General features: G+C 72.1%; 29 protein-coding genes and 1 riboswitch. Of the genes, 14 read left to right on the top strand and 15 right to left on the bottom strand.

The window, feature by feature from the left end:
- Nucleotides 1-551: 551 nt before the first annotated feature.
- Nucleotides 552-1772 carry a peptidoglycan DD-metalloendopeptidase family protein gene (locus DSM112329_RS17460; protein ID WP_354697835.1) on the bottom strand — a complete coding sequence of 407 codons (1221 nt, stop codon included), beginning with the start codon at nt 1770-1772 and terminating at the stop codon, nt 552-554.
- A gap of 58 nt (nt 1773-1830) precedes the next feature.
- A riboswitch (cyclic di-AMP (ydaO/yuaA leader) is annotated at nt 1831-1991 on the bottom strand.
- Between the two features lie 122 nt (nt 1992-2113).
- Between DSM112329_RS17460 and rplM the strand changes: the two genes are divergently transcribed.
- The 8 genes from rplM (at nt 2114) to DSM112329_RS17420 (ending at nt 9750) form a co-directional block, all read left to right on the top strand.
- On the top strand, nt 2114-2548 hold the full coding sequence (gene rplM, locus DSM112329_RS17455; protein WP_354697834.1) for a 50S ribosomal protein L13: 435 nt from the start codon (nt 2114-2116) through the stop codon (nt 2546-2548).
- The gene (gene rpsI, locus DSM112329_RS17450; protein ID WP_354697833.1) at nt 2548-3345 is read left to right on the top strand and encodes a 30S ribosomal protein S9; all 798 of its coding nucleotides are present in this window, start codon (nt 2548-2550) and stop codon (nt 3343-3345) included. Before rplM ends, rpsI begins: the two co-directional genes overlap by 1 nt.
- Before the next feature lie 79 nt (nt 3346-3424).
- A complete protein-coding gene (glmM, locus tag DSM112329_RS17445; RefSeq protein WP_354697832.1) occupies nt 3425-4759 on the top strand; it encodes a phosphoglucosamine mutase in 1335 nt (444 codons plus the stop codon).
- Nucleotides 4760-4912: 153 nt separating this feature from the next.
- Nucleotides 4913-5287, top strand: coding sequence for a holo-ACP synthase (locus DSM112329_RS17440; RefSeq protein WP_354697831.1), 375 nt, complete (start codon nt 4913-4915; stop codon nt 5285-5287).
- Nucleotides 5284-6819 carry an NAD(P)H-hydrate dehydratase gene (locus DSM112329_RS17435; RefSeq protein ID WP_354697830.1) on the top strand — a complete coding sequence of 512 codons (1536 nt, stop codon included), beginning with the start codon at nt 5284-5286 and terminating at the stop codon, nt 6817-6819. Before DSM112329_RS17440 ends, DSM112329_RS17435 begins: the two co-directional genes overlap by 4 nt.
- Nucleotides 6816-7274 carry a CBS domain-containing protein gene (locus tag DSM112329_RS17430; protein WP_354697829.1) on the top strand — a complete coding sequence of 153 codons (459 nt, stop codon included), beginning with the start codon at nt 6816-6818 and terminating at the stop codon, nt 7272-7274. Before DSM112329_RS17435 ends, DSM112329_RS17430 begins: the two co-directional genes overlap by 4 nt.
- Nucleotides 7274-8359 (top strand): alanine racemase, encoded by a 1086-nt coding sequence (gene alr / locus DSM112329_RS17425; protein WP_354697828.1) that lies wholly within the window; start codon nt 7274-7276, stop codon nt 8357-8359. Before DSM112329_RS17430 ends, alr begins: the two co-directional genes overlap by 1 nt.
- Nucleotides 8356-9750, top strand: coding sequence for an HD domain-containing protein (locus DSM112329_RS17420; protein WP_354697827.1), 1395 nt, complete (start codon nt 8356-8358; stop codon nt 9748-9750). Before alr ends, DSM112329_RS17420 begins: the two co-directional genes overlap by 4 nt.
- Here the strand turns inward: DSM112329_RS17420 and DSM112329_RS17415 are convergent.
- Nucleotides 9740-10966 (bottom strand): M28 family peptidase, encoded by a 1227-nt coding sequence (locus DSM112329_RS17415; RefSeq protein ID WP_354697826.1) that lies wholly within the window; start codon nt 10964-10966, stop codon nt 9740-9742. The two genes, DSM112329_RS17420 and DSM112329_RS17415, sit on opposite strands and share 11 nt — an antisense overlap.
- Nucleotides 10967-11027: 61 nt before the next feature.
- Here DSM112329_RS17415 and DSM112329_RS17410 point away from each other — a divergent pair, with 61 nt between their 5' ends.
- From DSM112329_RS17410 to DSM112329_RS17400, 3 genes are all read left to right on the top strand, one after another.
- Nucleotides 11028-11474: an HIT domain-containing protein gene (locus tag DSM112329_RS17410; RefSeq protein WP_354697825.1), complete on the top strand. Its 447-nt coding sequence runs from the start codon at nt 11028-11030 to the stop codon at nt 11472-11474.
- Nucleotides 11471-12253 (top strand): enoyl-CoA hydratase/isomerase family protein, encoded by a 783-nt coding sequence (locus tag DSM112329_RS17405; RefSeq protein ID WP_354697824.1) that lies wholly within the window; start codon nt 11471-11473, stop codon nt 12251-12253. Before DSM112329_RS17410 ends, DSM112329_RS17405 begins: the two co-directional genes overlap by 4 nt.
- A gap of 121 nt (nt 12254-12374) precedes the next feature.
- Nucleotides 12375-12998, top strand: coding sequence for a hypothetical protein (locus DSM112329_RS17400; protein ID WP_354697823.1), 624 nt, complete (start codon nt 12375-12377; stop codon nt 12996-12998).
- An 18-nt stretch (nt 12999-13016) separates the two neighbouring features.
- On the opposite strand, the gene DSM112329_RS17395 is transcribed toward DSM112329_RS17400, so the two are convergent.
- The 3 genes from DSM112329_RS17395 to DSM112329_RS17385 are packed head-to-tail and all read right to left on the bottom strand — an operon-like array spanning nt 13017 to nt 15528.
- Nucleotides 13017-13778 carry an ABC transporter permease gene (locus DSM112329_RS17395; RefSeq protein ID WP_354697822.1) on the bottom strand — a complete coding sequence of 254 codons (762 nt, stop codon included), beginning with the start codon at nt 13776-13778 and terminating at the stop codon, nt 13017-13019.
- The gene (locus tag DSM112329_RS17390) at nt 13775-14560 is read right to left on the bottom strand and encodes an ABC transporter permease (RefSeq protein ID WP_354697821.1); all 786 of its coding nucleotides are present in this window, start codon (nt 14558-14560) and stop codon (nt 13775-13777) included. Before DSM112329_RS17390 ends, DSM112329_RS17395 begins: the two co-directional genes overlap by 4 nt.
- A complete protein-coding gene (locus DSM112329_RS17385) occupies nt 14560-15528 on the bottom strand; it encodes an ATP-binding cassette domain-containing protein (protein WP_354697820.1) in 969 nt (322 codons plus the stop codon). The genes DSM112329_RS17390 and DSM112329_RS17385 overlap by 1 nt, the downstream gene beginning before the upstream one ends.
- Nucleotides 15529-15613: 85 nt before the next feature.
- On the opposite strand from DSM112329_RS17385, the gene DSM112329_RS17380 reads away from it, so the two are divergent.
- On the top strand, nt 15614-16285 hold the full coding sequence (locus DSM112329_RS17380; RefSeq protein WP_354697819.1) for a hypothetical protein: 672 nt from the start codon (nt 15614-15616) through the stop codon (nt 16283-16285).
- Nucleotides 16286-16328: 43 nt separating this feature from the next.
- On the opposite strand, the gene DSM112329_RS17375 is transcribed toward DSM112329_RS17380, so the two are convergent.
- Together DSM112329_RS17375 and DSM112329_RS17370 are read right to left on the bottom strand one after the other, a co-directional pair.
- The gene (locus DSM112329_RS17375; RefSeq protein WP_354697818.1) at nt 16329-16814 is read right to left on the bottom strand and encodes a hypothetical protein; all 486 of its coding nucleotides are present in this window, start codon (nt 16812-16814) and stop codon (nt 16329-16331) included.
- Between the two features lie 17 nt (nt 16815-16831).
- Nucleotides 16832-17098 carry a hypothetical protein gene (locus tag DSM112329_RS17370; RefSeq protein WP_354697817.1) on the bottom strand — a complete coding sequence of 89 codons (267 nt, stop codon included), beginning with the start codon at nt 17096-17098 and terminating at the stop codon, nt 16832-16834.
- Between the two features lie 85 nt (nt 17099-17183).
- Here DSM112329_RS17370 and DSM112329_RS17365 point away from each other — a divergent pair, with 85 nt between their 5' ends.
- Complete coding sequence (locus tag DSM112329_RS17365; protein ID WP_354697816.1) at nt 17184-17897, top strand: c-type cytochrome; 714 nt, start codon at nt 17184-17186, stop codon at nt 17895-17897.
- 83 nt (nt 17898-17980) lie between these two features.
- Here DSM112329_RS17365 and DSM112329_RS17360 read toward each other — a convergent pair whose 3' ends face one another.
- The 7 genes from DSM112329_RS17360 to DSM112329_RS17330 form a co-directional block, all read right to left on the bottom strand.
- On the bottom strand, nt 17981-18517 hold the full coding sequence (locus tag DSM112329_RS17360; protein ID WP_354697815.1) for a PRC-barrel domain-containing protein: 537 nt from the start codon (nt 18515-18517) through the stop codon (nt 17981-17983).
- Between the two features lie 86 nt (nt 18518-18603).
- Complete coding sequence (locus tag DSM112329_RS17355) at nt 18604-18762, bottom strand: hypothetical protein (protein WP_354697814.1); 159 nt, start codon at nt 18760-18762, stop codon at nt 18604-18606.
- The gene (locus DSM112329_RS17350) at nt 18763-19380 is read right to left on the bottom strand and encodes a cytochrome c oxidase subunit 3 (protein ID WP_354697813.1); all 618 of its coding nucleotides are present in this window, start codon (nt 19378-19380) and stop codon (nt 18763-18765) included.
- A gap of 25 nt (nt 19381-19405) precedes the next feature.
- Nucleotides 19406-20236, bottom strand: a complete 831-nt coding sequence (locus DSM112329_RS17345; protein WP_354697812.1) for a hypothetical protein — start codon at nt 20234-20236, stop codon at nt 19406-19408.
- Between the two features lie 24 nt (nt 20237-20260).
- Nucleotides 20261-22213 (bottom strand): cytochrome c oxidase subunit I, encoded by a 1953-nt coding sequence (ctaD, locus tag DSM112329_RS17340; RefSeq protein ID WP_354697811.1) that lies wholly within the window; start codon nt 22211-22213, stop codon nt 20261-20263.
- 10 nt (nt 22214-22223) lie between these two features.
- Complete coding sequence (gene coxB / locus DSM112329_RS17335) at nt 22224-23312, bottom strand: cytochrome c oxidase subunit II (RefSeq protein ID WP_354697810.1); 1089 nt, start codon at nt 23310-23312, stop codon at nt 22224-22226.
- Nucleotides 23313-23432: 120 nt separating this feature from the next.
- Nucleotides 23433-23816: a helix-turn-helix transcriptional regulator gene (locus DSM112329_RS17330; RefSeq protein WP_354697809.1), complete on the bottom strand. Its 384-nt coding sequence runs from the start codon at nt 23814-23816 to the stop codon at nt 23433-23435.
- 146 nt (nt 23817-23962) lie between these two features.
- Between DSM112329_RS17330 and DSM112329_RS17325 the strand changes: the two genes are divergently transcribed.
- On the top strand, nt 23963-24370 hold the full coding sequence (locus DSM112329_RS17325) for a CBS domain-containing protein (protein ID WP_354697808.1): 408 nt from the start codon (nt 23963-23965) through the stop codon (nt 24368-24370).
- Between the two features lie 99 nt (nt 24371-24469).
- Here the strand turns inward: DSM112329_RS17325 and DSM112329_RS17320 are convergent, their stop codons facing one another.
- A complete protein-coding gene (locus tag DSM112329_RS17320) occupies nt 24470-25960 on the bottom strand; it encodes an acetyl-CoA acetyltransferase (protein WP_354697807.1) in 1491 nt (496 codons plus the stop codon).
- Nucleotides 25961-26037: the final 77 nt, after the last annotated feature.

Below are 26037 nucleotides of genomic sequence, written 5' to 3'. Positions count from 1 at the left end.
CGCCGGCTGCCACCCAGGACCACCTGCGGAACCGCAGCTCGCACGGCCGCCAGTCCCGATCGTGCCGTCCTCAGATGCCGTTTCGCGTTCTGTGAGGGTGCTCGCTTCGCCCTTTCGAGCGAGGCACCCTTGGCGCGGAGAGGGCCTTGCCTCGTTGGCGCTGACCCCTGGACTCGTGGACGGGACCTGCTGACCCCGAGCCTCGTGGCCGGGAGGTCGGTGGCGCTGACGCCGAGGACCGCCCCGTCGTGGCGGCTTCAGGAACTGCGGGCTGCTGATGGCGGTGGGCGCTGGCAGGCTGCATGGTCTCGGGTGCGGGGCGTGGGACGGGTGGCCGGCCAGGCGAACCGCGGCAGTCCGCGACCTTGCGCCCAGGTGCACGTCATACATGCACCAGCGCGCAAGGTCCCACCGCCCACCCGCGACGCCGACCCCGCCCACCACGGACACCAGTCCCGATCGCGCCGTCGTCAGATGCTGTGTCGCGTTCTACACGCCCATCGCTTCATCGCACGGGCACGACCTCTCCCTGCGCTGGACCACCGGTCCGCTCAGGACTGCTTGTCCCACCGCTTCAGGCTCGGGAGGGGGTCGAAGACCTTGCCGCCCGTGTACCAGCCCGGGGACTTCCACAGCTCGAAGTGCAGGTGGCAGCCGCTCGCGTCGCCGGTGTCCCCGACCTCGCCGATCGGCTGACCCGTGTAGACCGTGTCCCCCTTGACCGCGAGCGCCGGACCCTTCAGGTGCATGTACACGTAGTCCGTCCCGGTGCCCGCGCCGTCGATGACGATGTAGTTCCCGGCGTTGCCGTCGGTCCCGGCGAACTTCACCTTCCCGCCGCGCGCGGCGACCATCGGGGTCCCGCACGCCGCGAAGACGTCGTGGCCCTGGTGGGTGTGGCCGGTGCGGCCGGCGCCGAAGCGGGCGATGCCCTCGCCGTAGCTGTGCGTGCCGCGGATGGGGAAGATGTTCCCCAGGAACGTGAAGGCCGCGGAGGTCGGGACCGCCGCAGCGCCGGCGGCGGCGGTCTGGATGCGGAATCGGTAGCGGCCGTCGGACTGCACGCTCCCCTTTACCACGCCGGTCCAGGCGACCGACTGGACGGTGCCGCCCGGGGCGTCGAGCTCCCAATGGCCGACCACCGCTTTGTCAGAGATGCGCTCGAGGTCGAGGACGACGTGCTGCGGCGGGCCCTCGGGGACGAAGACGCTCACGGTCGCCTGGTGGGCGCCGCGGAAGAAGACCTTGCCGGTGTCCACGCGAGCGGTGGCAGGGCTCGACGCGCGCGCCGCGCTGAGCGCCATGGTCCCCGGGGTGAGGACGGTGATGGTCTTGCCGGTCGTGCGGGACGCCGCGCCCTCGGCGCCGCGGACCTGGACCGGTCCACTGGCTGCGCCGACAGGGAGAACCGCGTCGACGGCGTCCGGCGCGACGCGGACGGCAGGCGCGCTCGTGTCGTCCTTGCCGCCTTTGCCGCCCTTGAAGATCACGGTCCGGGCGCCGTCCATGGCGTCGCCCGTCACCCGCACGACCCCGCCCGGGCGGACGGTGTCCAGCCCGGCGCAAGCTGTCCGGCAGGTGATCAGGAGCGGCTTGGGGCGGGCCTTCACGACCGGGACCTTCGTGGTACCTGCTGCCGCGCTGCCGCTGACCGCCGGGTCGGTCAGCTTGCCGTCCGGGTCGGCCGTGACGCCGCCCCCTGTCTGCGCGGCCGCGGGCCCTGCGAACGCCACGGGCAGCGCGGCGAACGCGAGCAGACCCGTCCGCAACACGCGGAGGCGACGCCCTCGTCCGGGGCGCGGAGGGTCCAGCGGGTCATGCGGCAAGCTCAGCTCCTTGTTTGAACGGCCTACGGGGTGAGCTGACGGGCTCATGCGGTCAAGGTCCGCATTACCAGGCAAAATGCCCGGATTCGCCCCTGGAGCCAGGGCTCCGATGGGTCCCCCGCTCCCCTCGCGGCGGCATGCGAGGGGACTCGGCAGTCATGGATTGCGTCGGCAGGATACCCTGTGCGCAGGAAGGCCTGTCCCGGCTGCGTGTCAGAACGCGCTTGGAGCCACTCCGTCGCTACACTCCACCGCCGCCGCGCGCCGACAGCGCGGCCTCTCTCGCCGTGAAGACCTACGTCGCAAATACAACTGACCGTGAGCGCAACTGGGTGCTCGTCGACGCCAACGGGCAAACGCTCGGCCGGCTCGCGACCCAGATCGCCGACGCGCTGCGCGGCAAGCGCAAGCCCGAGTACACGCCCCACGTCGATACCGGCGACTTCGTCGTCGTCATCAACGCGGAGAAGATCAGCGTGACCGGCAACAAGCGCGCCGAGAAGCGGTACTACCGCCACTCGGGCTACCCGGGCGGCCTGAAGTCCCGCACCCTCGAGGAGATGCTGGAGCGTCGCCCCGAAGAGGTCATCCGCATCGCGGTCAAGGGCATGCTGCCCCGCAACCGCCTCGCCCGTAAGCAGATCACGAAGCTCAAGGTCTACGCCGGCGCGGAGCATCCGCACGCCGCGCAGAGCCCGACCCCGATGGAGATCAAGACCTGATGGCTGACGAGACGCCGAACGACGCGACCCCCGAGGAGACCCCGGAGGCCGTGGCCCCCGAGACTCCGACCGAGGAGGTCGTGGAGGAGACGCCCGCCGCCGAGGAGACCCCCGTCGCGGAGGCCCCCGCCGAGGAGGCCGCACCGGCACCCGCCGCCGACGCCGAGGAGCCCGTCGCCGTCGAGGAGATCGACGACGCGGACGACAGCGACGACGACGAGCCCGTCGCCCCGCGCGCCAAGCCGGCGATCCCCGGCATGGACCTCGAGATCGACATCGTCACGGAGGGTCAGGATCCCCTGGGCCGCGAGACGCTGTACGACGAGGACGGCGAGGAGATCATCCAGGACGACGACGACAGCGACGTCGTCGACGACGCGCCGATCGTCGCCAACGTCGACCTGTCCGCCGACGCGCGCTACCGCGCCACCGGCAAGCGGAAGACCGGCGTCGCCCGCGTCATCCTGAAGCCCGGCACCGGCGCCTACACGATCAACGGCAAGACGCTCGACGTGTTCTTCCCGCGGGTCACCCTGCAGCGGAACATCCGCCAGCCGCTCGAGACCGTCGGCTACGAGGACCGGATGGACGTCATCGCGACGATCCACGGCGGCGGCGTCTCGTCGCAGGCCGGCGCGCTGCGCCACGGCATCTCGAAGGCCCTGCTCGAGGCCGACCCGAACCTGCGTGGCGAGCTCAAGCGCCGCGGCTTCCTGACCCGTGACGCACGCGTCAAGGAGCGCAAGAAGGCGGGCCTCAAGAAGGCTCGTAAGAAGCCGCAGTTCAGCAAGCGCTAGGGGCACTCAGTGCCCTCGGGACTGCCGCGACGCCCGATGTGCGGGCGCTCGCCGGCGGTCCCCGCTTAGGAACACCAGTATGAGCAGCAGGAACCTGTTCGGAACGGACGGCGTCCGCGGCGTCGCGGGTGAGGTGCTCACGGCCGAACTGGCCTTGGCCCTCGGCCGCGCCGTCACCCTGGCCGCTGCGGCCGCCGCCCCGCGCGTCCTCGTCATCCGCGACACGCGCGAGTCCGGCGAGATGCTCGAGGCCGCGCTGGCCGCGGGCGTCACCAGCGTCGGCGGCGAGGTGCTGCTCGGCGGTGTCCTCCCGACGCCGGCCGCACCGCTGCTGCTTGCCCGCTATGGGTTCGATGTCGCCGCGGTCATCTCGGCGAGCCACAACCCGTACCGCGACAACGGCATCAAGTTCTTCGGCGCCGACGGCCTGAAGCTGACGGACGAGACCGAGGCGCGGATCGAGGCGATCCTCGCGGCCGACGCCGCGGGCGACCGCGTGGCTCCGGCCGGCGGGACGGGCCGCATCCGGCCGCTGCACGGCACGCACGAGGACTACCTGCGCGAGCTGCACACCCGCTTCCAGGCGCTCGACCTCACGGGTGTCGACGTCCTGCTCGACTGCGCGCACGGCGCCACCTACCGGGTCGCGCCCGAGATCTTCCGCCGCCTCGGCGCGACGACGCACGTGATCGCCGACGAGCCGGACGGGCGCAACATCAACGACGGCTGCGGGTCGACCCACGTCGAGGCGCTGGGCGCCGCCGTGGTCGCCGGCGGCCATCACCTGGGCTTCGCCTTCGACGGCGACGGGGACCGCGTCCTGGCCGTCGACCGCACCGGTGCCGTCGTCGACGGGGACGAGCTGATCGCGCTCGCCGCCCTGCACCTGCGCGCGCAGGACCGCCTGCGCGGCGGCGGCGTCGCGGTGACGGTGATGACGAACTACGGCTTCCACACCGCGATGGCGGCCGCGGGTATCGCGGTCGAGACGACCGGGGTGGGCGACCGCTACGTCCTCGAGGCGCTGCGCGACCGCGACTGGGCCCTTGGCGGGGAGCAGTCCGGCCACATCATCGACATGGACTTCGTCCCGTCCGGCGACGGCATCGCGAGCGCGCTGCTGACGCTCGAGGCCCTCGCCGGCAGTGATCTGGCGGACCGCCGCGGCATGGACAAGCTGCCGCAGAAGCTCGTCAACGTGAAGGTCGGGGACCGGGACGCGGCGATGACCGATGCGGGCCTGCTGGCCGCCGTCGCCGCCGAGTCGGCAGCGCTGGAAGGCCGCGGCCGCGTGCTGGTGCGCCCGTCGGGCACCGAGCAGCTGGTCCGCGTGATGGTCGAGGCACCGACCGCCGACGAGACGGACGCGGTCTGCGCCCGCCTGGTCGCGCTCGTCCCCGGCGCCTTGTCCTGACCCTCCCGCTCTCGCGCCTGTCGCGACCCTCGCCGCCTCCCACACGCCGAAACCCGTTTCTCATCACCCAGTCCGATGCCCGTCGGGTCTCGGCGCCGAGAAGAGGGGCGGCGATGCCGCGCGGCGGGGTGCGTCAATAGGCTGGCGCCGGGTATGAGCGTCGGCATCGGACTTGACCTGCTGGACATCGACCGCCTCGAGCGCGCGCTCGAGCGGCGCCCGCACCTCGCCGGCCGGCTCTTCACCGATGGGGAGCAGGCCTACGCCGCGCGACGGGCACGGCCCGGTCAGCACCTGGCCGCCCGCTTCTGCGCCAAGGAGGCGGTCACCAAGGCGCTGGCGCTGGACGTCTTCCGGCCGCTGGAGATCGAGGTCCGCGGCGGCGGGAGCGCCGAGGTCGGGATCATGCTCAGCGGCGAGGCGGCGCGGATCGCCGCCGAACGGCACCTCGACGTCCGTGTCTCGCTGACCCACACACCGACGACTGCGGGCGCGGTCGCGATCGCCCACGAGGTGCCGGCCGGATGACGAAGCTCCCTGACTGGCTCGCGCCGCTGCCCGGCTCGGCCGCGATGCGCGCCGCGGACGCAGCCGCGATCGACGCCGGCACGCCCGGCATTGCGCTCATGGAGCGTGCGGGCAGTGGGCTGGCGATGCTCGCCGGCCACCTGATCCCGGATGGCCCGATCGCCGTGCTCTGCGGCAAGGGGAACAACGGCGGGGACGGCTTCGTCGCGGCGCGCCTGCTTCATGCCGCCGGCCGCGATGTGCGGGTCTTCACCACATCTGCCCGCGAGGACTCCACCGGCGACGCGGCCGAGAACCTCGCGCGGCTCGCGCTGCGCCCGCGCCCGTTCGACCTCGAGTCACTGGACGGCTGCGCCGGCGCGATCGACGCGCTGCTGGGGACCGGCGTCACGGGCGAGCCCCGCGGTGCCGTCGCCCGCGCGATCCGCGTGCTGCACGCCTCCGGGATCCCCGTCATCGCCTGCGACATCCCGTCCGGCGTCGACGCCGACACGGGCGCGGTCCCCGACCCAGACACGGTCGTCCACGCTCGCGCCACCGTGACCTTCGGCGCCGCCAAGCCCGGGCTCTGGATCGCACCCGGGAAGGCGCACGCCGGCAACGTCAACGTCATCGACATCGGGGTCCGCGCGGAGTCGGGCGCGACGGTCGGCCTGCTCACCGACGACGAGGTGCTCGAAGCGCTGCCCTCCCGCGCCGCGGGCTCCACCAAGTTCACGGCCGGCCACGTCGTGGTCTGCGGCGGCTCGCCCGGCATGACCGGGGCGGTGTGCCTGGCCGCCGACGCGGCGATGCGCGCGGGCGTCGGCTACGTCACGGCCTGCGTCCCGCACACGCTCGAGCCGGTCTTCGAGATCAAGCTCACCGAGGTCATGACGCGCGGGGTCCCCGAGCAGGACGGGCGCCTGGAGGCGGACGCTGCGGGGCCGGTGCTGGAGGCCGTGGACGCCCGCGACGGCGTCCTGGTCCTCGGCGGCGGGCTCGGGCGGACCGACGGCGCGCTCGCCTGTGCCCGCGACGTCGCCCTCAGGGCGACCGGCCCGCTCGTCCTGGACGCCGACGCGATCGCGGCCTTCGCGGGCGACGCCGACGCCCTCAGCGCCCGCACCGGGCCGACGCTGCTCACGCCGCACGCCGGCGAGCTGGGCCGGCTGCTCGGCGTCACGAGCGCCGAGATCGAGGCGGCGCGCCTCGAGCACGTGGTCGACGCGGCCCGGCGCACCGGCGCGATCGTGGTCCTCAAGGGCGACGACTCGCTGATCGCCACCCCCGACGGACTGGTCGCTGTCAGCGAGGGCGGTGCCCCGGCGCTGGCGACCGCCGGCACCGGCGACGTCCTCGCCGGTATCTGCGGCGCGTTCCTCGCGGCGGGGCTGGAGCCGTTCCAAGCCGCCTGCGCCGCGGTGCGCGCTCATCTGCTGGCCGGACGCGCGGCGGCCGCGCCGCACGGACCGGACGGCGTGATCGCCAGCGATGTGATCGCGGCGCTGCCGGGCGCGATCTCCGGCGCGCGGTACGCTGGGCGCTCATGAGGACCGTCGCCGAGATCATGGATGCCGACCCCGTCACGGTCCGTCCCGAGACAGACGTCGAGGGCGTCCTGCGGACCCTCAAGGAGCACGAGCTGCCGGGTGTCCCGGTCGTCAACGAGGGCGGTCGCCTGGTCGGCATCGTGACCGACGCCGACCTCGTCATGACCGACGAGAGCGGCAACGTCTCCCTGCGCCACTACATCGAGCTCTTCGGCGGCGTGATCTTCGTCGAATCGCTGCGCCACTACGAGGAGCGCCTGCGCAAGGCCTTCGCCGGCAACGCGGCGGACATGATGACCGAGGACCCGACGACCATCGGGCCCGACGCGACCGCCCAGGACGCCGCGCGGCTGATCTCGAGCTCCGGGCACAACCGGATCCCCGTCGTCGAGCACGGCCGCCTCGTCGGCGTCGTCACGCGCATCGACGTCCTGCAGGCGCTGGCCGGGGAGTAATGGCCCGGGCCGTCGCGCGCGTCGACCTGGACGCCGTCGCGCACAACGTGCGCGTCCTCGCGGCGGCCGCGCCGGGCACGCAGGTGTGCGCGGTGGTGAAGGCCAACGCGTACGGCCACGGTGCCGTCGCGTGCGCCCGCGCCGCCCGGCAGGCGGGGGCGGGCTGGCTGGGCGTCGCGGGTGCCGCAGAGGCCGCCGCGCTCCGTGCCGCAGGGATCGACGGTCCGCTGCTGGTCATGGGGTCGCTGGACGGGGAGGATCTCGGCATCGCGCTCGCCGCGGACGCCGACGTCGTCGTGTGGGACGAGGGGTTCCTCGGGACGCTGCCGTCCACGGCACGCGTCCACGTCAAGCTCGACAGCGGCATGGGCCGCCTCGGGACGCGCGACCCGGACACCGCCACGCGCCTCGTCGAGCAGGCCGGGCCGCGCCTGCGCGGCGCGATGACGCACTTCGCCACCGCGGACGACCGGGCCGACGCGTTCTTCGACGAGCAGCTCGCCCGGTTCACCGCCTGGATCGGGCCGATCCGCGAACAGCGGCCGGACCTGCTCGTCCACGCGGCGAACTCCGCCGCCATCCTGCGGGACGCGGCCGCGCACTTCGATCTCGTCCGGCCCGGGATCGGCGTCTACGGTCTCGATCCGTTCGGGGAGGACGCCGCCGCCCACGACCTGCGTCCCGCGCTGACCTTCACGAGCCACGTGGCGGCGATCAAGCACTGCGCGGCGGGCGAGAGCGCCGGCTACGGGCGGCGCTTCGTAGCCGCCCGCGACACCGTCCTGGCGACCGTGCCGGTGGGATACGGGGACGGCTGGCGCCGGGCGACCACGGGCCGCGCCGACGTGCTCATCGGTGGGGCCCGCCACGAGCAGGTCGGCACGGTCAGCATGGACAACATCACCGTCGACCTCGGACCGGACGGCCTGAGCGGGCGCGTCGCGGTCGGTGACGAGGTCGTCCTCGTCGGGCCGGGCCTCCCTGCCGAGGAGGTCGCCGCCCGTAGCGAGACCATCAACTACGAGGTCACCACGGCGCTGCTGCCGCGCACCCGGCGCGACTACCTCGGGCAGGCCGCCCGATGAGCGCCGGTCTGGACGCCGCGCGCGCGGCCCTCCGCGACCAGCAGGCGTGGCTCGTGGGCGGCGCCGTCCGGGACCGGCTGATGGGCCGGCCGCTCGGTGACATCGACCTCGTGGTCGCGGGGGACGTCAAGGCCGCCGCGCGCCACCTCGCGCTCAGCGCCGGCGGCCCCGCCTTCCCGCTCAGCGACGAGTTCGGCGCCTGGCGGGTGATGGCCCCCGACCGCAGCTGGCAGGTCGACCTGTGCCCGCTGCGCGACGGCTCGATCGACGCCGACCTCGGCCTGCGCGACTTCACCGTCAACGCGATCGCCGAGCCGCTGGACGGCGGCCCGCTGCACGACCCCCACGGCGGCGCAGACGATCTGGCCGCCCACCGGCTTCGTATGGTCGACGCGCGCGCCTTCCCCGACGACCCGCTGCGGGTCCTGCGGCTCGCCCGCTTCGCCTGCGAGCTCGGCCTGGCACCGGACCACGCCACGGTCACCGAGGCCCGCGCCCACGCGAGCGCCCTCGACGCGGTCGCGGGGGAGCGCGTGTTCGCGGAGCTCAAGCGGGTCGTGGGGTCGGACGCCGCGCTCGACGGCCTGGAGCTGATGGACGACCTCGGCGTCACCGACGCCGTCCTGCCCGAGCTGCGGGCGCTCGCGGGCGTCGCCCAGAACCGCTTCCATCACCTCGACGTGTACGACCACACGCTCGCCGTGCTGCAGGCGGTGATCGACCTCGAGCGCGACCCGGCCGCCCTTTTCGGCGCAGCCCACGCGCCCGCGATCACCGCATGGCTCGCGCAGCCCTTCGCCGACGAGCTCACCCGCGGCCAGGCCCTGCGGTTCGGCGCGCTCCTGCACGACATCGCCAAGCCGGCCACGCGGACCTTCGGCGAGGGCGGCTTCGTCGGCTTCCCGGGGCACGACCGCGCAGGCGCCGACCTCGCCCGCGAGATCCTGACGCGCCTGCGGGCGAGCGAGCGGACGCGAACGCACGTCGCCGCCCTGACCCGGCATCACCTGCGCCTCGGGTACCTGGTGAAGCACCGGCCGCTCCCGGCCCGCGCTGAGCACGCTTACCTCCTGGCGTGCGAGAGCGTCCCCGTCGACGTCACGCTGCTGTCGGCCTGCGACCGCGTCGCCACCCGCGGCGACAACGCGGGCCCGTCGATCGCCGCGCACCTCGAGCTCGCGCGGGCGACGATCGGCCCGGCGCTCGGCTGGCAGGACCATCGCGACCGGGCGCCGCTCGTCCGGGGCGACGTGCTTGCGCGGGCGCTGGGGATCACCCCGGGGCCGCAGCTCGGCCCGCTGCTCGCCGAGGTCGACGCTGCGCGCTACGCCGGTGAGATCGACGACGAGGCGGGCGCCGTCGCTGCCGCCCGCGCCGCGCTCACGAGCTGACGGCTGCGTCCGGACGCAGCAACGTCCTCGCCAGCCGCCGCACGACGCTGTCGCAGAGCCGCACGCAGTCGGCGACGGTCTCGTAGTTCACGTTCTCCGGGACATCGGTCGGCCAGTGGTAGTTGCTCGGCAGCCGGTACTTGTTCATCGACCCGATCATCACCGACGGATAGCCCGCCTTGAGCGCGATGAGCCCGTCGGTCGCGTTACGGAACCGCATGCCCCGGTGCAGCGTGATCCCGCGCTCGGCAGCCAGCTCGGTCAGCAGCGCCTTGAACTGCTCGGGGTAGTGGCGCATCCACAGCATGCCCTCGCCCTCGAGGCAGAGCAGTTCGGGGGAGCCGACGGTGTCGATGCAGATCACGTGCGTGCGATCGACGGGCAGCTCGGCGAAGTGGCGCCGCGCGAAGCCCTGCATCCCCTCCATGAACGACTCCTCCGACCCCGTCGACAGCAGCATCACGCGCAGGCCGGGGACCGGCTGCTCCTTCAGCGCGCGGGCGACGCCGAGCAGGGTCGCGACCCCCGTCAGGTTGTCGTTCGCGCCGCTCACGGTCGAGCGCGACCCGATCTCGGTCATCGCGACCGCGGTCCCCAGCGCCAGGAACGTCCCCGCCTTGCGCAGCCGGCGCACGCCGCTCAGTGCGCCGAGCGCGACCAGCAGCGGGCCGCCGAAGACCGGGAACATCACCGGCGGCGTGTCGTCCGACAGCTCGATCAGCTTGGGCCAGCGGTCCCCGATGAACGGGCCGACCCCGGGGTGGAAGATCAGCGACCAGTGCGCGGCGTCGTGGTGCGCGATCAGCAGCACGGTCTGCTCGGCGTCGGGGTCGCCGACCGTCGCGATGACGTTGTGCGTGTCCCGCTGCGGCAGGAACCGCCGGCGAAACCACTGCTTCCCGCCCGAGATGTCGTCGGCGATCGCAGCGGCAGCGGTCGCGCCGACACCGAACGCGACGGCGCGGCTGCCGCGGAGCCCGGCCAGTCCCGCGGCGCCGGCGAGCAGGCCCAGCGGCCACCAGTAGCCGCCGTGCGCGCGCTCGCGCTCGACCTGGACCGTGGCGCCCTCGGCCCGGAGCGCCTCGGCGATCCAGAACGCGGCGTCGCGCTCGCCGGCGGAGGCGGACGGGCGGTCCATCGCGCCGAGGTGGTGGACGGCGCGCTCCAGCAGCGCGAGGTCGGGTTCGGGGCCGGTCGGGACAGCGGAGTCGGTCACGAGCCCCAGGCTATCCGCCCGTGGGCCGGCCGCCACCCGCCCGACCGATAGCCTCCCGCGCATGGCCGAATTCGCCCCGCCGGAGCACGTCGCCGACGACTGCATCTTCTGCAAGATCATCGCGCGCGAGCTGCCCGCGTTCGTCCTCGACGAGGACGAGCACACGCTCAGCTTCATGGACATCAACCCGGGGACCCGGGGCCACGCCCTGGTCATCCCGCGCAACCACAGCCAGGACCTGATCGCGATCGAGCCGGCGGACCTGCAGGCCACGATCCTGTCCGCCCAGCGGCTCGCCGCGCGGATGAAGGACCGCCTGCAGTGCGACGGCGTGAACCTCCTCAACTGCTGCGGGGCGGACGCGTGGCAGACCGTCTTCCACACCCACATCCACGTCATCCCGCGCTACAAGGACGACCCGGAGCGCGATCCGCTGCGCCTGCCGTGGATCCCCAAGCCGGGCGACATGGCCGACATCGAAGCCGCAGCCCAGGAGCTGACCGCATGAGCACTGACAGTCCCGTCCGCCTCGACCGCGACGGCCCGCTGGCGATCATCACGCTCGCCGCGCCGCCGCTCAACCTCTTCGACCAGCCGCTCATCGACGGGCTGACCGACGCCGTGCGCCAGGTCGCCGCCGATCCGCCCCGCGGCCTCCTGATCCGGGCCGAGGGCCGCGCGGTCAGCGGCGGCGTGGACGTCCACCTCTTCGACGGCCTGACCGCCACGCAGGGCGGGCAGCTGTGGACCGACCTGCTGGAGCTGATCCACACCGTCGAGGACTTCCCGTTCCCCACGGTCTTCGCCGCGCACGCGCTCTGCCTGACCGCCGCGTTCGAGCTCAGCCTCGCCTGCGACCTGCTCCTGGCCGCGGAGTCCGCCAAGTTCGGCCTCGTCGAGATCGTCGTCGGCCTGACGCCGTCGATGGGCGGGCCGCAGCGCCTCGCCGAACGCGCGGGCCCGGCCCGTGCCCGTGAGCTGGTCTACACCGGCGGCCTGTTCAAGGCGGCGACGCTCGAGCAGTGGAACGTCGTGAACCGGGTCCTGCCCGACGAGGGCTTCGCCGACGCGGCGCTCGCGTTCACGCAGAAGATCGCGAACGGGCCGACGCTGGCGCACGCGGCGACCAAGCGCCTCGTCCGCGAGCAGGTCGAGCGGGGGACGCGTGCCGCCGACGCGATCGTCGCCGAGACGTCCGGCCCGCTGTTCGCGACCGAGGACCTCAAGAGCGCGGTGCGCTCGTTCCTCGACGTCGGGCCGGGCAAGGCGACCTACGAGGGGCGCTGATCGGCAGCCCGGCACGCGCTGTCCGCATGCGCACGCCGGGCCAGGCGGTGGACCCGAGGCCGGGCCGCACACGCGGTTGCAGCGGCCACGGCGCGCCGCCGAGGCGTCATAGTTGATCACCGTGTCGTCCTCGACCGACCAGCGACGCCGGGCCCGTCTGCGCGTCGGCGGCTCCACGCTCGCCGCGCTCGCGCTCGGTGCGGCCGGGGTCGCGCTGGCCGCCACGCCCGAGACGCCCGTCGTCGCCACGGAGAAGGCGGGCGGGGCCGCCGAGGGCGCACCCGACCTGACCCGGGTGTCGCTGCAGCGCGCGAGCGACGGTCGCCTGCGGGCGGGGATGAGCTTCGGCGCAGACCTGGCGCCGAAGGACCTGGTCGCCAAGAGCGGGCCGCCGGGCTCCGCGTGCCTGCGGCTGTACACCGCCACGACCCCCGGCGTCCTGCCGCCCGATTACCTCATCTGCGTCACGGCGGACGCCAAGGGCACGAAGCTGCGCGCGTCGATCCTCGCCGAGCAGGTCAACAAGCTCCCCAAGCGCGTCGGCAGCGCGACGGTGACCCGGCCCAGCAAACGCAGCATGGTGCTGCGCTTCAGCCAGAGCGCGGTCGGCAAGCCGGCGATCATCCGCTTCGCCGCCGAGGCCACCAAGCCCGGGTGCATCAAGGCCAGCTGCGTGGACACCGTCCCGAACGCGCCCGGCACCAAGAAGCTGACGCTGCGCCTCGAAGCCCCGCCCGAGCGGTAGCCGGCCGGACCGGCCGTCCTACACGCCGTACCGTCTGAGTCCGCGCGCGGCGAACCAGCCGAGCACGGTGATCATCCCCGCCAGCGACAGGAACGCCGGCCACGTGTGCTCCCAGGCGACGCCGCCGATGAAGGCCTGGCGCACCCCCTCCAGGACGTGCGTCACCGGGTTGATGTCCGAGACCGTGCGCAGCCAGTCGGTCAGCAGCGGCTTCGGCGCGTAGGACGTCGTGAAGAGCACGCCGACGAAGCTCGCGATCTGCATCAGGGGCGCCGCCTGCTGCGTCCGGAAGCGCAGCGCGAGCGTCACGCTGAAGCACGCCATGGCGCACGCCAGGCCCATGACGAGCACCGCGGCGATCAGCAGCCCGGTGATGGTCGGCACGTCGACCCCGATCGAGAAGGCGACGATCAGCAGGAAGGTCGAGGGCAGCAGCGCGCGCAGGCCGGCGCTGGCGACCACGCCGGTGAGCAGCGTCGTGCGCGGCGCGGGGCACAGCAGCAGCCGGTCGAACCAGCCCTGCTCGATGTCTCGCGCGAGGTTCACCCCGGTCGCGGCCCCCGTGAAGCCCGCGCCCTGCAGCAGCCCGACCGGGACGATGAAGGTGCGGAAGTCCGCCCCGTAGCCGCCCAGCCCGGACGCCTTGCCGAAGACGCTGGACAGGCCGAGCATGAAGATCGTGGGCGCCAGGACGCCGGGGATGGCGGCGCCGGGAACGCGCGAGATCTCGTTCAGCGCCCGGCGGACCAGGGCGCGGACGACGATCAGCGACTGCCTCATGCGTCACGCAGCCTTCCGCGCAGGGCCAGCACGGCCACGCCGCCGGCGGCGGCCACGACGAGCAGCGCGGACGCGACCCCTTCGAGGACCGAGGTGGAGCCGACGCCGTCGATGATCGGGTTGCGCATGCCGTCCGAGATGTAGCTGAGCGGGTTGTACTTCGCGACGACGTCGACCGGGCTCGACAGGAGCTCGCGCGGGAAGAACGCGCTCGAGGCGAACAGGACGACGAGCACGAGCGGGAAGATGCCCTGCACGGTGGATGCGCTCTTGGCCCGGAGCGCGATCGCCTGCCCGATGGCGCCGAAGCCGACGCCGGCGATGATCCCGATCAGGTAGACGACCGCGACCCCGGCGATGCCGCCCTTCACGCTCGCGCCGAAGATCAGCCCGATGATGAGGAAGTAGGTGATCTGGCCCGCCGACGTGACCGCGGTGGCGATCAGCCGGCCGAGGACCAGTGCGGTCCGGGGGATGGGGGAGGCGACCAGGCGATCGAAGAAGCCGCCCTCGATCTCCAGGGCCGTGGCGATGCCGGTCGCGACTCCGCCGATCAGCAGCGACTGGGTGATCGCCGCGGCGAGCTGGAAGTCGAGGAACCCGTCGACGGCGGGGAACCCGGGCAGGGACGTCGTCCGCGTCAGGCCTCCCACGTTCACGGCGAGGAACATCGAGGGGAAGATGACCAGCGGCGCCAGGAACTGCGGTCGCCGCAGCGAGCCGCGGATGGAGCGCCGGGCGAGCGCCCACACCACCCGCGCGGTGAACGAGGGTCCGCCCATCAGATGGCGGTGGGGGCGGGCGTCGCGGCACCCTCGAGGTGCGAGCCGGTCTGCGCGGCGAAGACGTCGTCGAGCGTGGGCTCGACCAGTTCGACGCGGCCGACGACGATCCCGGCCTCGTCGAGCGCACGGATGACGGGCGCGATCGCGCGCGAGCCCTCCAGGACGCCGACCGAGAGGTCGACGCCGTCGACGGTGTCGACCCGGACCTCCCCGAACCCGGCCAGGACCTCACGCGCGCGCGGAAGGTCGGCGTCCCCGACGAAGCAGAGGTCCAGGTGCGGCCGGCCGACCTCGTCCTTGAGCGCCTGCGGGGTGCCCTCGGCGACGATCTTGCCGGCGCTGATGATCCCGACGCGATCGGCGAGCTGGTCGGCCTCCTCGAGGTACTGCGTCGTGAGGAAGACCGTCGTCCCGTCGGCCTTCAGGCGGCGGACCTCGTCCCACAGCGTCGCGCGGCTGGTCGGGTCCAGGCCGGTCGTCGGCTCATCGAGGAACAGGACCTCCGGCGCGTGGATGAGCGCCATCGCAAGGTCAAGGCGGCGCCGCATACCGCCCGAGTACGTCCCCACCCGACGGTCCTGCGCGTCGCTGAGCCCGACCCGGCCGATGAGGTCCTGGGCCCGATCGGCGACCGAGCGGGCGGGGATCCCGTGCAAGGTCGCCTGCAGCTCCATGAGCTCGCGGCCGGTCATCAGGTGGTCCAGCGCGGCCTCTTGGAGCGCGACGCCGATCTTCCGCCGGACCTTCTGCGGCTCGGTCGCCACGTCGTGTCCGGCGACCGTCGCGCGGCCGCCCGTCGGACGCAGCAAAGTGACCAACATCCGCACCGTTGTGGTCTTTCCGGCGCCGTTCGGGCCCAGGAAGCCGTACACCTCACCGGGCTCCACGCGGAGGTCGATGCCGTCCACAGCCTTGAACCCGCTGCGGTACTCGCGTTCCAGTGCTGACACCTCGATCGCCGCCATCCGCGCAGCCTACAGATACTTGCGCGTGCAATCGGTTGCGGGCCAGGGGCGCAACTCGGGCACCCCCTGGTGTTCAATAGTGGTGATGAAGCGCTCGAACAAGTCCGTCCTCGCCGTTGCCGGAGTCGCGCTGGCGATGCCCGGGCTCGCCTTCGCCGTGCTGCCGCCGGCGGTCACCGAGGTCGGCGACGCCGGTGGCGATGTGAAGCCCGCCTGCCCCGCTCCGCCATGCAAGGCGATCCCGCGCACGACCGGCTACCAGGTGAAGGTCGGGGAGGACCGCGCCGTGCACGTCGTCAAGGCGGATGGCCGCGTGGTCGCCTGGACGATCCAGCTCAGCAAGCCCGGCCCGAAGCAGACTGCGTTCTTCAACGAGAACCTCGGCGGCGAGGCGCAGGCCCAGCTCACCATCCTGCGCCCCGGCAACAAGCTCTACGCGCGGGTGGTGGCCCAGGGCGAGTCGGTGAAGCTCACGAAGTACTTCGGGCAGAAGGTGACCTTCACGCTGAAGAAGTCGATCCCGGTCAAGAAGGGCAACATCATCGGGATCACCGTGCCCACCTGGGCGCCGGCCCTCGCGCTCGAGCAGCCGGGCACGACCTCCTGGCGCGCGTCGCGCGGCAAGGGGCAGTGCAACGACTTCGACAGCCAGAGCGCGCAGACGCAGACGAACAACATCACGCGCTTCTACTGCCTGTACCGGACCGCTCGCCTCGCCTACAGCGCGACGGTCGTGGCGGACCCGAAGCCGAAGTAGGCCGGTCCGGCGCAGGTGGCGCGGCTCCGCGAGCCGCGCACCGTCACTGGTCGGGGCACGCCCCCGGGTTGTCATTGCAGAACGTGCTGAACCCGCCGGCATCCGCGCCGCCGGTGTCGGCGCCCGCGTCGCCGGCCCCGGTGCCGCCGGTGCCCGCGTCGGGCGTCGCCGCTGCGCCGCCGCCGTCCGTCCCCGGCGTAGCCGCTGCGGCGGGCGGGGTCGCGGTCGCGTCCGGGGTGGCGGTGGCGCCGCCGGTGTCGGCCGCGCCGGTGTCCGCAGCGCCGGTGTCGTCGCCCGTGTCGGTCGACGTGTCGTCGGTCGACGTGCTCGTCGTCCCGGCGGCCGAGTTCGCGGCGGCGCCGGCACCGGAGCCCGCGGCCGGGGCCAGGCTCGAGTTGCTCGGCGGCACCAGCGCGGGGGTCGACTTCGGGACGACGTCCCCGACCGAGTCGCTGCCCCCGCAGGCGCTCACGCCGACCCCCAGGGCCAGGGCGGTGAGCAGGGCGAGGGCGGCGCGGCTGGGGAGCATGGTGCTGCCTTTCGGTGCTATTGGAGCGGGCCCATCCTGCGCTCGCAGGTCGGGCACTCGTTCAGGTCCTTCTGTGCCATCTGGTCGCACCAGGGGCAGAAGCGGAGGTTCTCGACGGCCCACGGCAACTGGGACTTCGACGGGGGGAGGGGCAGCACCTTCCCGACGACCTCGAGCTGCTCGCCCGTGTCGCGGTCCAGGTAGGTCTTGCCCGGCTCGGCGGCGATGAAGACCTCGCGCCCGGTCGACGGCGTGCGCATGCGGTATCGAAGGGGAGTGCTCACGCGCGAACTGTACCGCGTCTGACCCGGCGGCAATCCCTGCAGCCCTGGCACGCCGTCGGCGAACCCCTATAGGATCGGTCGCGGAATGAGAGGCTTCACCTTCGCCCTGCCGACCGTCGCCATCGTCGCGGCTCTAGCCGTGAGCGGATGCTCGATCAAGGACGACAACCCGGACCTGATCGCCGGAAAGCAGGTGTTCGTCCAGAAGTGCGGCTCCTGCCACATCCTGGAACGCGCCGGCACCAAGGGCGTGACCGGTCCGAACCTCGACGAGGCGTTCCATCGCGCCCGCGTGGACGGCCTCGGCGAGGATGCGATCCGCGGCGTCGTGAAGAAGCAGATCGAGTACCCGTCGCGCGCGGGCGTCGCCGGCAACGGCCTCATGCCTGCGAATCTGGTCGACAGCGAAGGCGCGTCCGACATCGCTGCCTACGTCTCGAAGGTCGCCGGGGCAGGCGGAAAGGACAGCGGGCTCCTGGCCACGGCGGTCAAGGCCGCGGGGTCGGACAAGCCCGCGATCGCCGAGGGCGGCGTGCTCAAGATCCCCGCGGATCCGACCGGCCAGCTGCTGTTCGTCAACAGCAAGGCCGAGGCGCCCGCGGGGCAGATCAAGATCGAGATGGACAACGAGTCCGGCGTGCCGCACAACATCGCCATCGAGGGCGTGGGCAAGGGTGCCGTCATCGAGAAGGGCATCAGCGAGTTCTCGGCCGACCTCAAGGCCGGCACCTACGAGTACATCTGCGAGGTCACCGGACACCTGGCGGCCGGCATGAAGGGCACGCTCACCGTCAAGTAGTCCCCGGCGGTCGGCGGCCAATTGCCGCCGGCCCCGTAGCGCCTCACGTCGCCGCGCAGACCGCAGCGGCCGGCCCCGGTGGGCTACTGCTCGCCCGCGACCGCTCTGGCCTGCTCGGCGCGGGCTTCCGCGTCCTGCTTCTCGCGCTGCGCCCGTTCGGCCTCGGCCGTCGCGGCGACCGCTCGCTGGGCCGCATCGTCGGCGTTCAGCGCGCGCTGCTCCGCCTCGGCCTCGAGCGCCCGGGCCTCCTGCTCGGCGGCTGCCGCGGCACGGACGCGCTCGGCGCGGGCACGCGAGCCCTCGAGCTCCTCGGGGGCCGCGGTGTGGGCGGCGCCGTAGTGCTCGGCGACGACCGCGAGGTCGTTCGCCGTCAGGTCGTCGTCACCGGACTTGGTCTCGACGAGGCGGTCGGCGGCGAACGCGACGCGGAGGTAGTCACGCGAGGCGACGGCACCGTCGAGCGGGACCAGGCGGCGCTTGCGTGTGAGGCGGCCGTCCTTGGCGGAGATGAGCACCGGCTCGGACCCCCGGAAGTAGACCTCCGTGAGCTTGCCCACGAGCTCGCCGCCCTGGTCGAGGACCTCGCACCCGATCCATCGCTCCACGTGCTCCACCTGCATGCCGTCTCCGTTCTTCGATCGCCGTCGGACGACCAGGGCGTACCCGCGCCCCGGCACGGGTGAACCCGTGCCGGACGGATGGCGCGTCAGAAGACGGCGCGAAGCAGCAACGTGAGCGCGATCAGCGCCCCGCAGACCGCCGCGACGACGATCAGCACGCGGAACATCGCCGCCTCAGAGCGAAGCGGCTCCATCGCCCGCAGCCACCACGGGTCGTCCGGTGACGACGGGGGCTGGCGGGCCACCTAGAGGATGTAGATCGACGTGTAGACGACAATCCACATGACGTCGACGAAGTGCCAGTAGATGCCGGGGATCTCGACGCCCCCGTGTTCCTCGGGCGTGAAGTGGCCGCGATAGGCGCGGATGGTGACGATCAGCAGCAGCGTCAGGCCGATGAAGACGTGCGCGCCGTGCAGGCCGGTGAGGCCGTAGAAGATCGATCCCTGGGCGTGGTCGTGCGGCGCGAAGCCGACGTGGATGTACTCGTTGACCTGGATGAAGAGGAAGGTCAGGCCCAGGAGGAACGTGGTGAGCATGCCGACCTTCAGGCCGGCCCGGTTCCCGTTCTTGGCGCAGGTCTGCGCCCAGTGCAGGGTCAGCGACGAGCTCAGCAGGATCGCGGTGTTGATGCCGGCGATGAGCTTCGGCAGCTCGACGCCGTCCAGCGGGAACCAGGAGTTGTCCTGGTCGACGATCCGGATGAAGAAGTACGCCGTGAAGAACGCACCGAACACCATGATCTCGGAGATGATGAACAGCAGCATCCCGAGCATCTGCGGCTCGACGCGGGAGCTGCGGTTGGCCTCGGGGGGCCCGTGGTGGTCGTGCCCGTGGGCGGCGTGGATCGCGGCGGCTTCCATGTGCTCTCTCTGGTCGTCCTAGAACTCAGGCGGCAGCCGGCGAGCCGGCGGGCGTGGCCTCGATGTGGGTGACGGGCTTGCCGGTCGCGTTCGTCACGCGCTGGATCAGGTCCGCGCGCAGCCAGCCCGAGCGGGTGGCCGGCAGGGTCGAGATCACGATGTCCTCGACGTGGAAGAACTGCATCGCGTTCATGGTGGCCGTGTACGGATCCGGGTCGGCGATCATGCCCGCCGCGAGCAGGTCGGCGGCGCGGAGGCGGTCGACCAGCTGCACGAGGCGCGCGCGGGCGCGCCGCGCGGCGGTGCCCTCGCCGCCCTCCTGGGGGACGACCACGACGAACACGTGCCGCTCGCTGCCGGCCTTCTTCTTGAGCTCAGTGAGCAGCTCGTCCGCCGCGGCGGTGCGGTTGGCGACCACGAGCGTGACCCCGAAGCCGATGCCCTCGGTGTCGACGTCGGTGACGATGTGCTGCACCGGCAGCCCGGAGGCGTCCTGGATCCGCTCGATGAGGTCGCGCTTGAGCCAGCCGGAGCTGGTCGCGGGCTTCGTCGAGATGATGATCTCGTCCGGGTGGTACTCCGCGACGGCGTCCATGGTGGCGCTGTAGGGGTCGGGGTCGCCGACCTCGCCGATGGCCTCGATGCCGACCGTCCGCAGGAACGTCCGCGCGAGGTCGACCCGGACGCGCGCGGCATCGTAGACGGCGTCGTCGTAGATCACGTTGCCGTGGTTCGGCTGGGTGCGCGGCACGCAGATGACGAGCCGCGCCTTGCCGTCCCCGGCCTTCTCGGTGATGAGCTCGATGATCTGCTTGCCGCCGATGGTCTCGTTGGCGACGGCGAGGATGGTCTTCATGGTTCTGTCGCTCCTTGGGTCGGCTTAGTCGTGGTCCGGCGCGGACGGCTTCTCGAGCGACGGCGCGCCGCCGCTGCCTGCTGTCGCGGTCGCACCCGCACCCGCACCGGCGGCCACGGGCGCCGCCTTCTCCTCGTCGGCGAAGACGCCGTGCACCGCGCCGGGGACGCCGTACTCGTACGGACCGCCGACGACCGTCGGGATCGCGTCGAAGTTGAAGACCGGCGGTGGGGAGGTGACCTGCCACTCGAGCGTGAGGGCGCGCCACGGGTTGCCGACGGCCCGCGGGCCGCCACGCCAGGAGGCGATCATGTTGTAGGCGAAGATCAGCGTGCTCAGCCCGAGCGCGAACGACGCGATCGAGATGGCGAGGTTCCACTCCGCGTACTTGTCGGCGTAGTCGGCGACCCGTCGCGGCATGCCGTCCACGCCGATCAGGTGCATCGGGGCGAACGTCACGTTGAAGAAGACGAACGTCAGCCAGAAGTGGATCTTGCCGAGCTTCTCGTCGTACATCCGGCCCGTCATCTTCGGGAACCAGTAGTAGACGCCGGCGTAGACCGTGAAGAGCGAGCCGCCGAAGAGCACGTAGTGGATGTGGGCCACGATGAAGTACGTGTCGCTGACGTGGATCGTCAGGGGGATCATCGCGAGCATCACGCCGGAGATGCCGCCGAGCGTGAACATCGTGATGAACCCGAGCGCGAACAGCATCGGGGTGTCGAGTTTGAGCACGCCTCGCCACAGCGTGGCGAGCCAGCTGAACACCTTGATGCCCGTCGGGACGGCGATGATCGCGGTGGTGATCATCATCGGGACACGGATCCAGTTCTGCATCCCCGAGACGAACATGTGGTGGGCCCACACGGTGAAGCCCAGGACGACGATCGCCAGCAGCGAGAACGCCATCATCCGGTAGCCGAAGATCGGTTTTCTCGCCTTGACCGCCAGGACCTCGGAGATGATCCCGAAGCCCGGCAGGATCATGATGTAAACCGCGGGGTGCGAGTAGAACCAGAAGACGTGCTGGTACATCAGCACGTCACCGCCCTGGCCGTTGTCGAAGAAGTTGAAGCCCAGCGCGCGGTCGAGCAGGATGAAGAACTGCGAGGCGGCGATGAACGGGGTCGCGATGACCACGAGCAGCGACGTCGCGAAGTTCGCCCAGACCAGCAGCGGCATCCGGAAGAACGACATCCCCGGCGCGCGCATGGTGATGATGGTCACCAGGAAGTTCAGGGCCGTGGCTATCGACGAGGCCCCGGCGAACTGCACGCCTATGGTGAAGAACACCTGGCCTATCGGCGCGCTGTTCGACAGCGGCGCGTACGCCGTCCAGCCCGAGGCGAAGGAGCCGCCCGGCGCGAAGAACGAGCTCAGCATCATCACGCCGGCGATCGGCAGCAGCCAGAACGACAGGGCGTTCAGGCGCGGGAAGGCCATGTCCGGCGCGCCGATCATCAGCGGCAGGACGTAGTTCGCGAGGCCCGCGAACACGGGGATGATGAACAGGAAGATCAGCAGCGACGCGTGGACGCTGAAGACGCCGTTGTAGGTGTTCGCGTCGAGGAACTGGCGGCCGGGCTGCGCGAGCTCGGCCCGGATCAGCATGGCGAACAGGCCGCCGACGAACAGGTAGAAGAACGAGTGGACGACGTACTGGACCCCGATGACCTTGTGGTCGGTGTTGGGGTAGAAGTAGCTCTTCCAGTTCTTCGCGCCGTGGCCTGAGTGGTCCTCGGGCCGGGTCGGCTTACCCGACATCCAGTAGCCCCAGTAGTCGAACAGGCCGAGGCCGACCATGAAGAAGAACGGGACCGAGATGAGGCCGATCTGGAGGACTGCCTCACCGTCGAGGAACGGCTTGTAGTCGAAGCCGGCACGGGCACCGACGCTCAGCGCGTACGTGAACGCGACACCGATGGCCGAGAAGGCCATGGCGCGGGTCCAGCCGGGCTGACGGACTGCTGAAAGCATCAAGCGTTCCTTACTTCTTGGTGGACGTCACGAGGTACTCGACGAGGGCGTCGAGCTCTTCCGGCTTCAGCGTCTCGCCGTAGTTCGGCGGCATGACACCGGGCGGGAAGCCCTTCGTCGCGACCTTCTCAGGTTCGACGATCGACTCCTTGATCATGTCGGCGGACTGACCCGCCAGGACCATGTCGAGGTTCGGTCCGACGCCACCGGCCGGCGTGCCCGCGTCGGCGAGCTGGTGGCAGCTGCCGCAGGCGATGGACTCGCCGTTGCCGTCGGTGAAGAGCTTCTTGGCGTCGATCGCGGCGGCGGGTGCGGCGCCGCCACCCTCCGCGGGTGCCGCCGCGGGCGCGGGGGCGGACTGCTTGGCGAGCCAGGCGTCGAACTTGTCCGCCGACTGCACGTACGCGGTCTGGCGCATCACCGAGTGGCCGAGGCCGCAGAGCTCGGCGCAGACCACGGGGTAGTTGCCCTCGCGGATCGGCGTGATGCGGTAGCTGGTCACGATCCCGGGCACCGCATCGACCTTCATGCGCATCTCGGGGATCCAGAAGTCGTGGATGACGTCCTTCGAGCGGACGTTGAACTTCACCGAGCGGCCCTTGGGCAGGTAGAGGCGCGTGGTGTTCACGTCCTTGCCGTCGGCGCCCTTGTACTTGAAGGTCCAGGCGAACTGCTCGCCGGTGACGTCGATCTTCAGCTCCTGGGCGGCGTTCGCCGGAGCCTCCTCGATGTCGCTCAGGATCGTCGCCGCGTAGCCGACGAGCACGAAGATGACGACGGCCGGGATGGTCGTCCAGATGATCTCGAGCCGCGTGCTGCCGTGGACGTTGGGTCCGTCGAGCAGTTCCTCGCCGGGCCGCTGCCGGTAGTCCCTGACCGCGAAGAGGATGACGACCACCACCATCACGAAGACCGGGACGGCGATGATCAGCAGGACATCCCAGAGCTCGTCGATCTTCTTGGCCTGGGACGAGCCCTGGATCGGGAACCAGTCGATGTAGAGCCCCCAGGCGACACCGATTGCCGAAGCGATGACCCCCACGACAACCATCTGACCGATGGTTCGGTTGCTCGTGCGGGCGCGTGGATCAACTGCCATGCGCCGATCCTATGCGGCCGGGGCGACGGAGGGCAATGAAACGGTGGACGTCCACGCATCCGCGTGCCCGTCCACCGGCTCTGCGGCGCTTTGCAGGGAGGTCTCCCTGCTGCGAATGCGTCAGGCGGCGTCGGCCATGAGGGCGCGCGCGGACTCCCCGCGGCGCCCGGCCCGGTAGTCCGACGGCGCGACGCCATGGTGGCGCCGGAACGCCTTCGCGAACTGGGCCGGCTGGCGGTATCCGACGCGGTGGGCGACCTCGCGCACGGTCAACCCGCGGTTCTGGAGCATCTCGGCGGCGCGGTCCATGCGCACCGCCGCGAGGTGCTCGCGGAACGTCGTGTCGCCGATCTCGGCGTAGGCCCGCTGGAGCTGGCGCCGCGATGAGGCGACCCTGCGGGCGATGTCGTCCAGCGCGAGGTCCGAGGCGTACTCGACCTCGACGATCGCGATCGCGTCGTCGAGCAGGCTGGTGCGGTGACGGATGGTGGCGGGCCGTTGCATGTCAAAACGGTGTGCGGCGGGTGTGGCGTGAATGGATGCCTCCGTGGTTGGCAGCGTACCTTCAGTTGGCGCGCAGCCGCTTGTTCGGCGCGCCCGCGTTCGTTACATTGAGGCATTAGTTGCAAACTTACCCAGAGGGAGGCGGGATGCAGGTACGCGACGGAATGAGCACGGTGGTGCTCACCTTGGGGCCGGGCCACACGTTGCGCGCGGCAGCGCGCCAGATGTCGGAGCGTCGGGTGGGGGCGGCGGTCGTCCTCGACCCCGACGGGGCAGGACCGGGGATCCTGACCGAGCGGGACGTGCTCGTCGCGATCGGCGACGGCCAGGACCCGGACGTCGAGCTCGTCGGGGATCACCTGACGGCGAACATCGTGTTCGCCGCGCCGGACTGGTCCCTGGAGGAAGCGGCGGGCGCCATGGTCCGTGGCGGGTTCCGGCACCTGATCGTCACCGACCGCGGGGAGATCACCGGCGTGCTGTCGGTGCGGGACATCGTGCGGGTGTGGACGGGGGACGGCGCGTCCTGCGACGTCCCGGCCGAAGCGGCCTGACTCTGGCCGGAGCCGCCACCGCGTCTCCGGTGTCAGCTTGCGCACCCCATCGTGGGCAGAACCTGACAGCGGACGCGACCAGGCCGCCCGCCGGACGGATCAGCCGGCGACCGTGAAGCCCGCCGCGCCGTCCAGGACGACGGTGCGGTCCAGCGGCTCACCGTCCAGCAGCGCCGCGACGGTCGCCGGGTCGTGCGTCTGCGCGAACCCGCGGGCGCCGTCGTCGTCGAGCGCGGTGACGATCGCCATCGTCGCGGTGCCCGTGTGGTCGTGGATCGAGGTGTAGGTCTCGACGGGCGCCGTGAACGCGGCCGCGGTGATCGACCGCCGGGGCAGCGCGTCCACCTGTGCCTGGACGTCCGCGTCGGCGAACGGCCGCGACGGCGGATCGCTCGAGAGGACCGCCGCGCCGTGCTTGGTCAGGTACCAGCCGACAGCGGTCGCGAGGGCGTGCTCGCCGGTCCGCCCGCGCAGGCGGCCGACCAGCGTCGCGAGGCTCTGCAGGACGTAGGCGTTGGCGGGCCCGCCCGCGAACGTGAGGCCGCCGGTGACCGTCGGCGGCCGGGTGGGGTCGTCGAGGTCGACGCCGAGCTCGCGCGCCGCGATCTGGACCGCGGACGGGAAGCACGAGTACAGGTCGACGTGGGTGAGCTCGTCGACGGTCAGGCCGGCGTGGCCGAGCGCCGCCTCGCCGACCGCGGCGATGGCCGGCGACCGGTCCAGGTGGTTGCGCTCGCCGACGAACCAGTGGTCGTGCGCGCCGGCCGTGCTCGTGACGAACACCCAGCGATCCTCGGGGATCCCGGCCGCGGTGGCCGCGCCGGCGGAGCACAGCACGAGCGCCGCCGCCTGGTCGACCTGGATGTTCGCGTTCATGAGCTTCGTGTACGGCGCCGAGACCTGGCGGTTCGCGGGGGAGGCGGTCGCGATCGTGGCCGCGTCGGGCCGGTCCTGGGTCCACGCGTACGGGTTCTCGCCGGCGACGTCGGCGAAGCGCGCCCAGAGGCGCCCCAGGTGCTGCTGGTGCTCCTCGATCGACCGCCCGGCCTCCCGCCGCAGCGCCTGCTCGAAGAGGGGATAGACGAAGATCGGCGCGATCAGGCTGGCGGCGAGCTCCTCGGGGGTCGACGGGTCGCGGTCGACGCCGACGGTCCGGGTCGGGGCCGTGCCCTCCGGCTGGGTGGGCCAGCCCGGGTCGCCGCCGCTCTTGACCGCCTTCATGAACGGCGTCATCGCCTCGCCGCCGGCGATCAGCGCGACGTCCAGGCGGCCGGCCAGGATGTCGGCCGCGAGCGCCCCGAGCAGGGCCGTCGGCCCGTTACCGCCGCGCGCGCTGACCAGCGTCTCGGACGGCGTCAGGCCGAGCTCGGCGGACAGCCAGGCGCCGGGGTCGGGGACCGGCCAGGAGAAGAGCTCGACGATGGCGACCGCGTCGACCCGCTCGCCGATCCCGTCCCCGGCGTCCGCGAGCGCGGCGCGGGCGGCCTGGGCCAGTAGCGCCGGGGTGGACGGGGCGTCGCCGTCGCCGGGGCGCTGCGTGATCTGGGCGGCGCCGACGAGGACCGGTGTGCGGGGATCGATCGCGGACATCGTGAGGTTGTAGCTGAAACGGGTTCAGCTTCGTCGTCCGACCCGACCGGGAGCCCGCCGGAACGACGACGGGCCCG

The organism is Paraconexibacter sp. AEG42_29, assembly GCF_040581415.1.
GTDB lineage: Bacteria > Actinomycetota > Thermoleophilia > Solirubrobacterales > Solirubrobacteraceae > Paraconexibacter.
This window is presented reverse-complemented; position numbering and strand designations above follow the sequence as displayed.

Bases quoted from the DNA above. Each gene is read 5' to 3' on its own strand.
- rpsI (WP_354697833.1), top strand. From the start codon at position 2,548: ATGGCTGACGAGACGCCGAACGACGCGACCCCCGAGGAGACCCCGGAG.
- glmM (WP_354697832.1), top strand. From the start codon at position 3,425: ATGAGCAGCAGGAACCTGTTCGGAACGGACGGCGTCCGCGGCGTCGCG.
- DSM112329_RS17440 (WP_354697831.1), top strand. From the start codon at position 4,913: ATGAGCGTCGGCATCGGACTTGACCTGCTGGACATCGACCGCCTCGAG.
- DSM112329_RS17435 (WP_354697830.1), top strand. From the start codon at position 5,284: ATGACGAAGCTCCCTGACTGGCTCGCGCCGCTGCCCGGCTCGGCCGCG.
- DSM112329_RS17430 (WP_354697829.1), top strand. From the start codon at position 6,816: ATGAGGACCGTCGCCGAGATCATGGATGCCGACCCCGTCACGGTCCGT.
- alr (WP_354697828.1), top strand. From the start codon at position 7,274: ATGGCCCGGGCCGTCGCGCGCGTCGACCTGGACGCCGTCGCGCACAAC.
- DSM112329_RS17420 (WP_354697827.1), top strand. From the start codon at position 8,356: ATGAGCGCCGGTCTGGACGCCGCGCGCGCGGCCCTCCGCGACCAGCAG.
- DSM112329_RS17410 (WP_354697825.1), top strand. From the start codon at position 11,028: ATGGCCGAATTCGCCCCGCCGGAGCACGTCGCCGACGACTGCATCTTC.
- DSM112329_RS17405 (WP_354697824.1), top strand. From the start codon at position 11,471: ATGAGCACTGACAGTCCCGTCCGCCTCGACCGCGACGGCCCGCTGGCG.
- DSM112329_RS17395 (WP_354697822.1), bottom strand. From the start codon at position 13,778: ATGAGGCAGTCGCTGATCGTCGTCCGCGCCCTGGTCCGCCGGGCGCTG.
- DSM112329_RS17390 (WP_354697821.1), bottom strand. From the start codon at position 14,560: ATGGGCGGACCCTCGTTCACCGCGCGGGTGGTGTGGGCGCTCGCCCGG.
- DSM112329_RS17385 (WP_354697820.1), bottom strand. From the start codon at position 15,528: ATGGCGGCGATCGAGGTGTCAGCACTGGAACGCGAGTACCGCAGCGGG.
- DSM112329_RS17380 (WP_354697819.1), top strand. From the start codon at position 15,614: ATGAAGCGCTCGAACAAGTCCGTCCTCGCCGTTGCCGGAGTCGCGCTG.
- DSM112329_RS17375 (WP_354697818.1), bottom strand. From the start codon at position 16,814: ATGCTCCCCAGCCGCGCCGCCCTCGCCCTGCTCACCGCCCTGGCCCTG.
- DSM112329_RS17365 (WP_354697816.1), top strand. From the start codon at position 17,184: ATGAGAGGCTTCACCTTCGCCCTGCCGACCGTCGCCATCGTCGCGGCT.
- DSM112329_RS17360 (WP_354697815.1), bottom strand. From the start codon at position 18,517: ATGCAGGTGGAGCACGTGGAGCGATGGATCGGGTGCGAGGTCCTCGAC.
- DSM112329_RS17350 (WP_354697813.1), bottom strand. From the start codon at position 19,380: ATGGAAGCCGCCGCGATCCACGCCGCCCACGGGCACGACCACCACGGG.
- DSM112329_RS17345 (WP_354697812.1), bottom strand. From the start codon at position 20,236: ATGAAGACCATCCTCGCCGTCGCCAACGAGACCATCGGCGGCAAGCAG.
- ctaD (WP_354697811.1), bottom strand. From the start codon at position 22,213: ATGCTTTCAGCAGTCCGTCAGCCCGGCTGGACCCGCGCCATGGCCTTC.
- coxB (WP_354697810.1), bottom strand. From the start codon at position 23,312: ATGGCAGTTGATCCACGCGCCCGCACGAGCAACCGAACCATCGGTCAG.
- DSM112329_RS17330 (WP_354697809.1), bottom strand. From the start codon at position 23,816: ATGCAACGGCCCGCCACCATCCGTCACCGCACCAGCCTGCTCGACGAC.
- DSM112329_RS17325 (WP_354697808.1), top strand. From the start codon at position 23,963: ATGCAGGTACGCGACGGAATGAGCACGGTGGTGCTCACCTTGGGGCCG.
- DSM112329_RS17320 (WP_354697807.1), bottom strand. From the start codon at position 25,960: ATGTCCGCGATCGATCCCCGCACACCGGTCCTCGTCGGCGCCGCCCAG.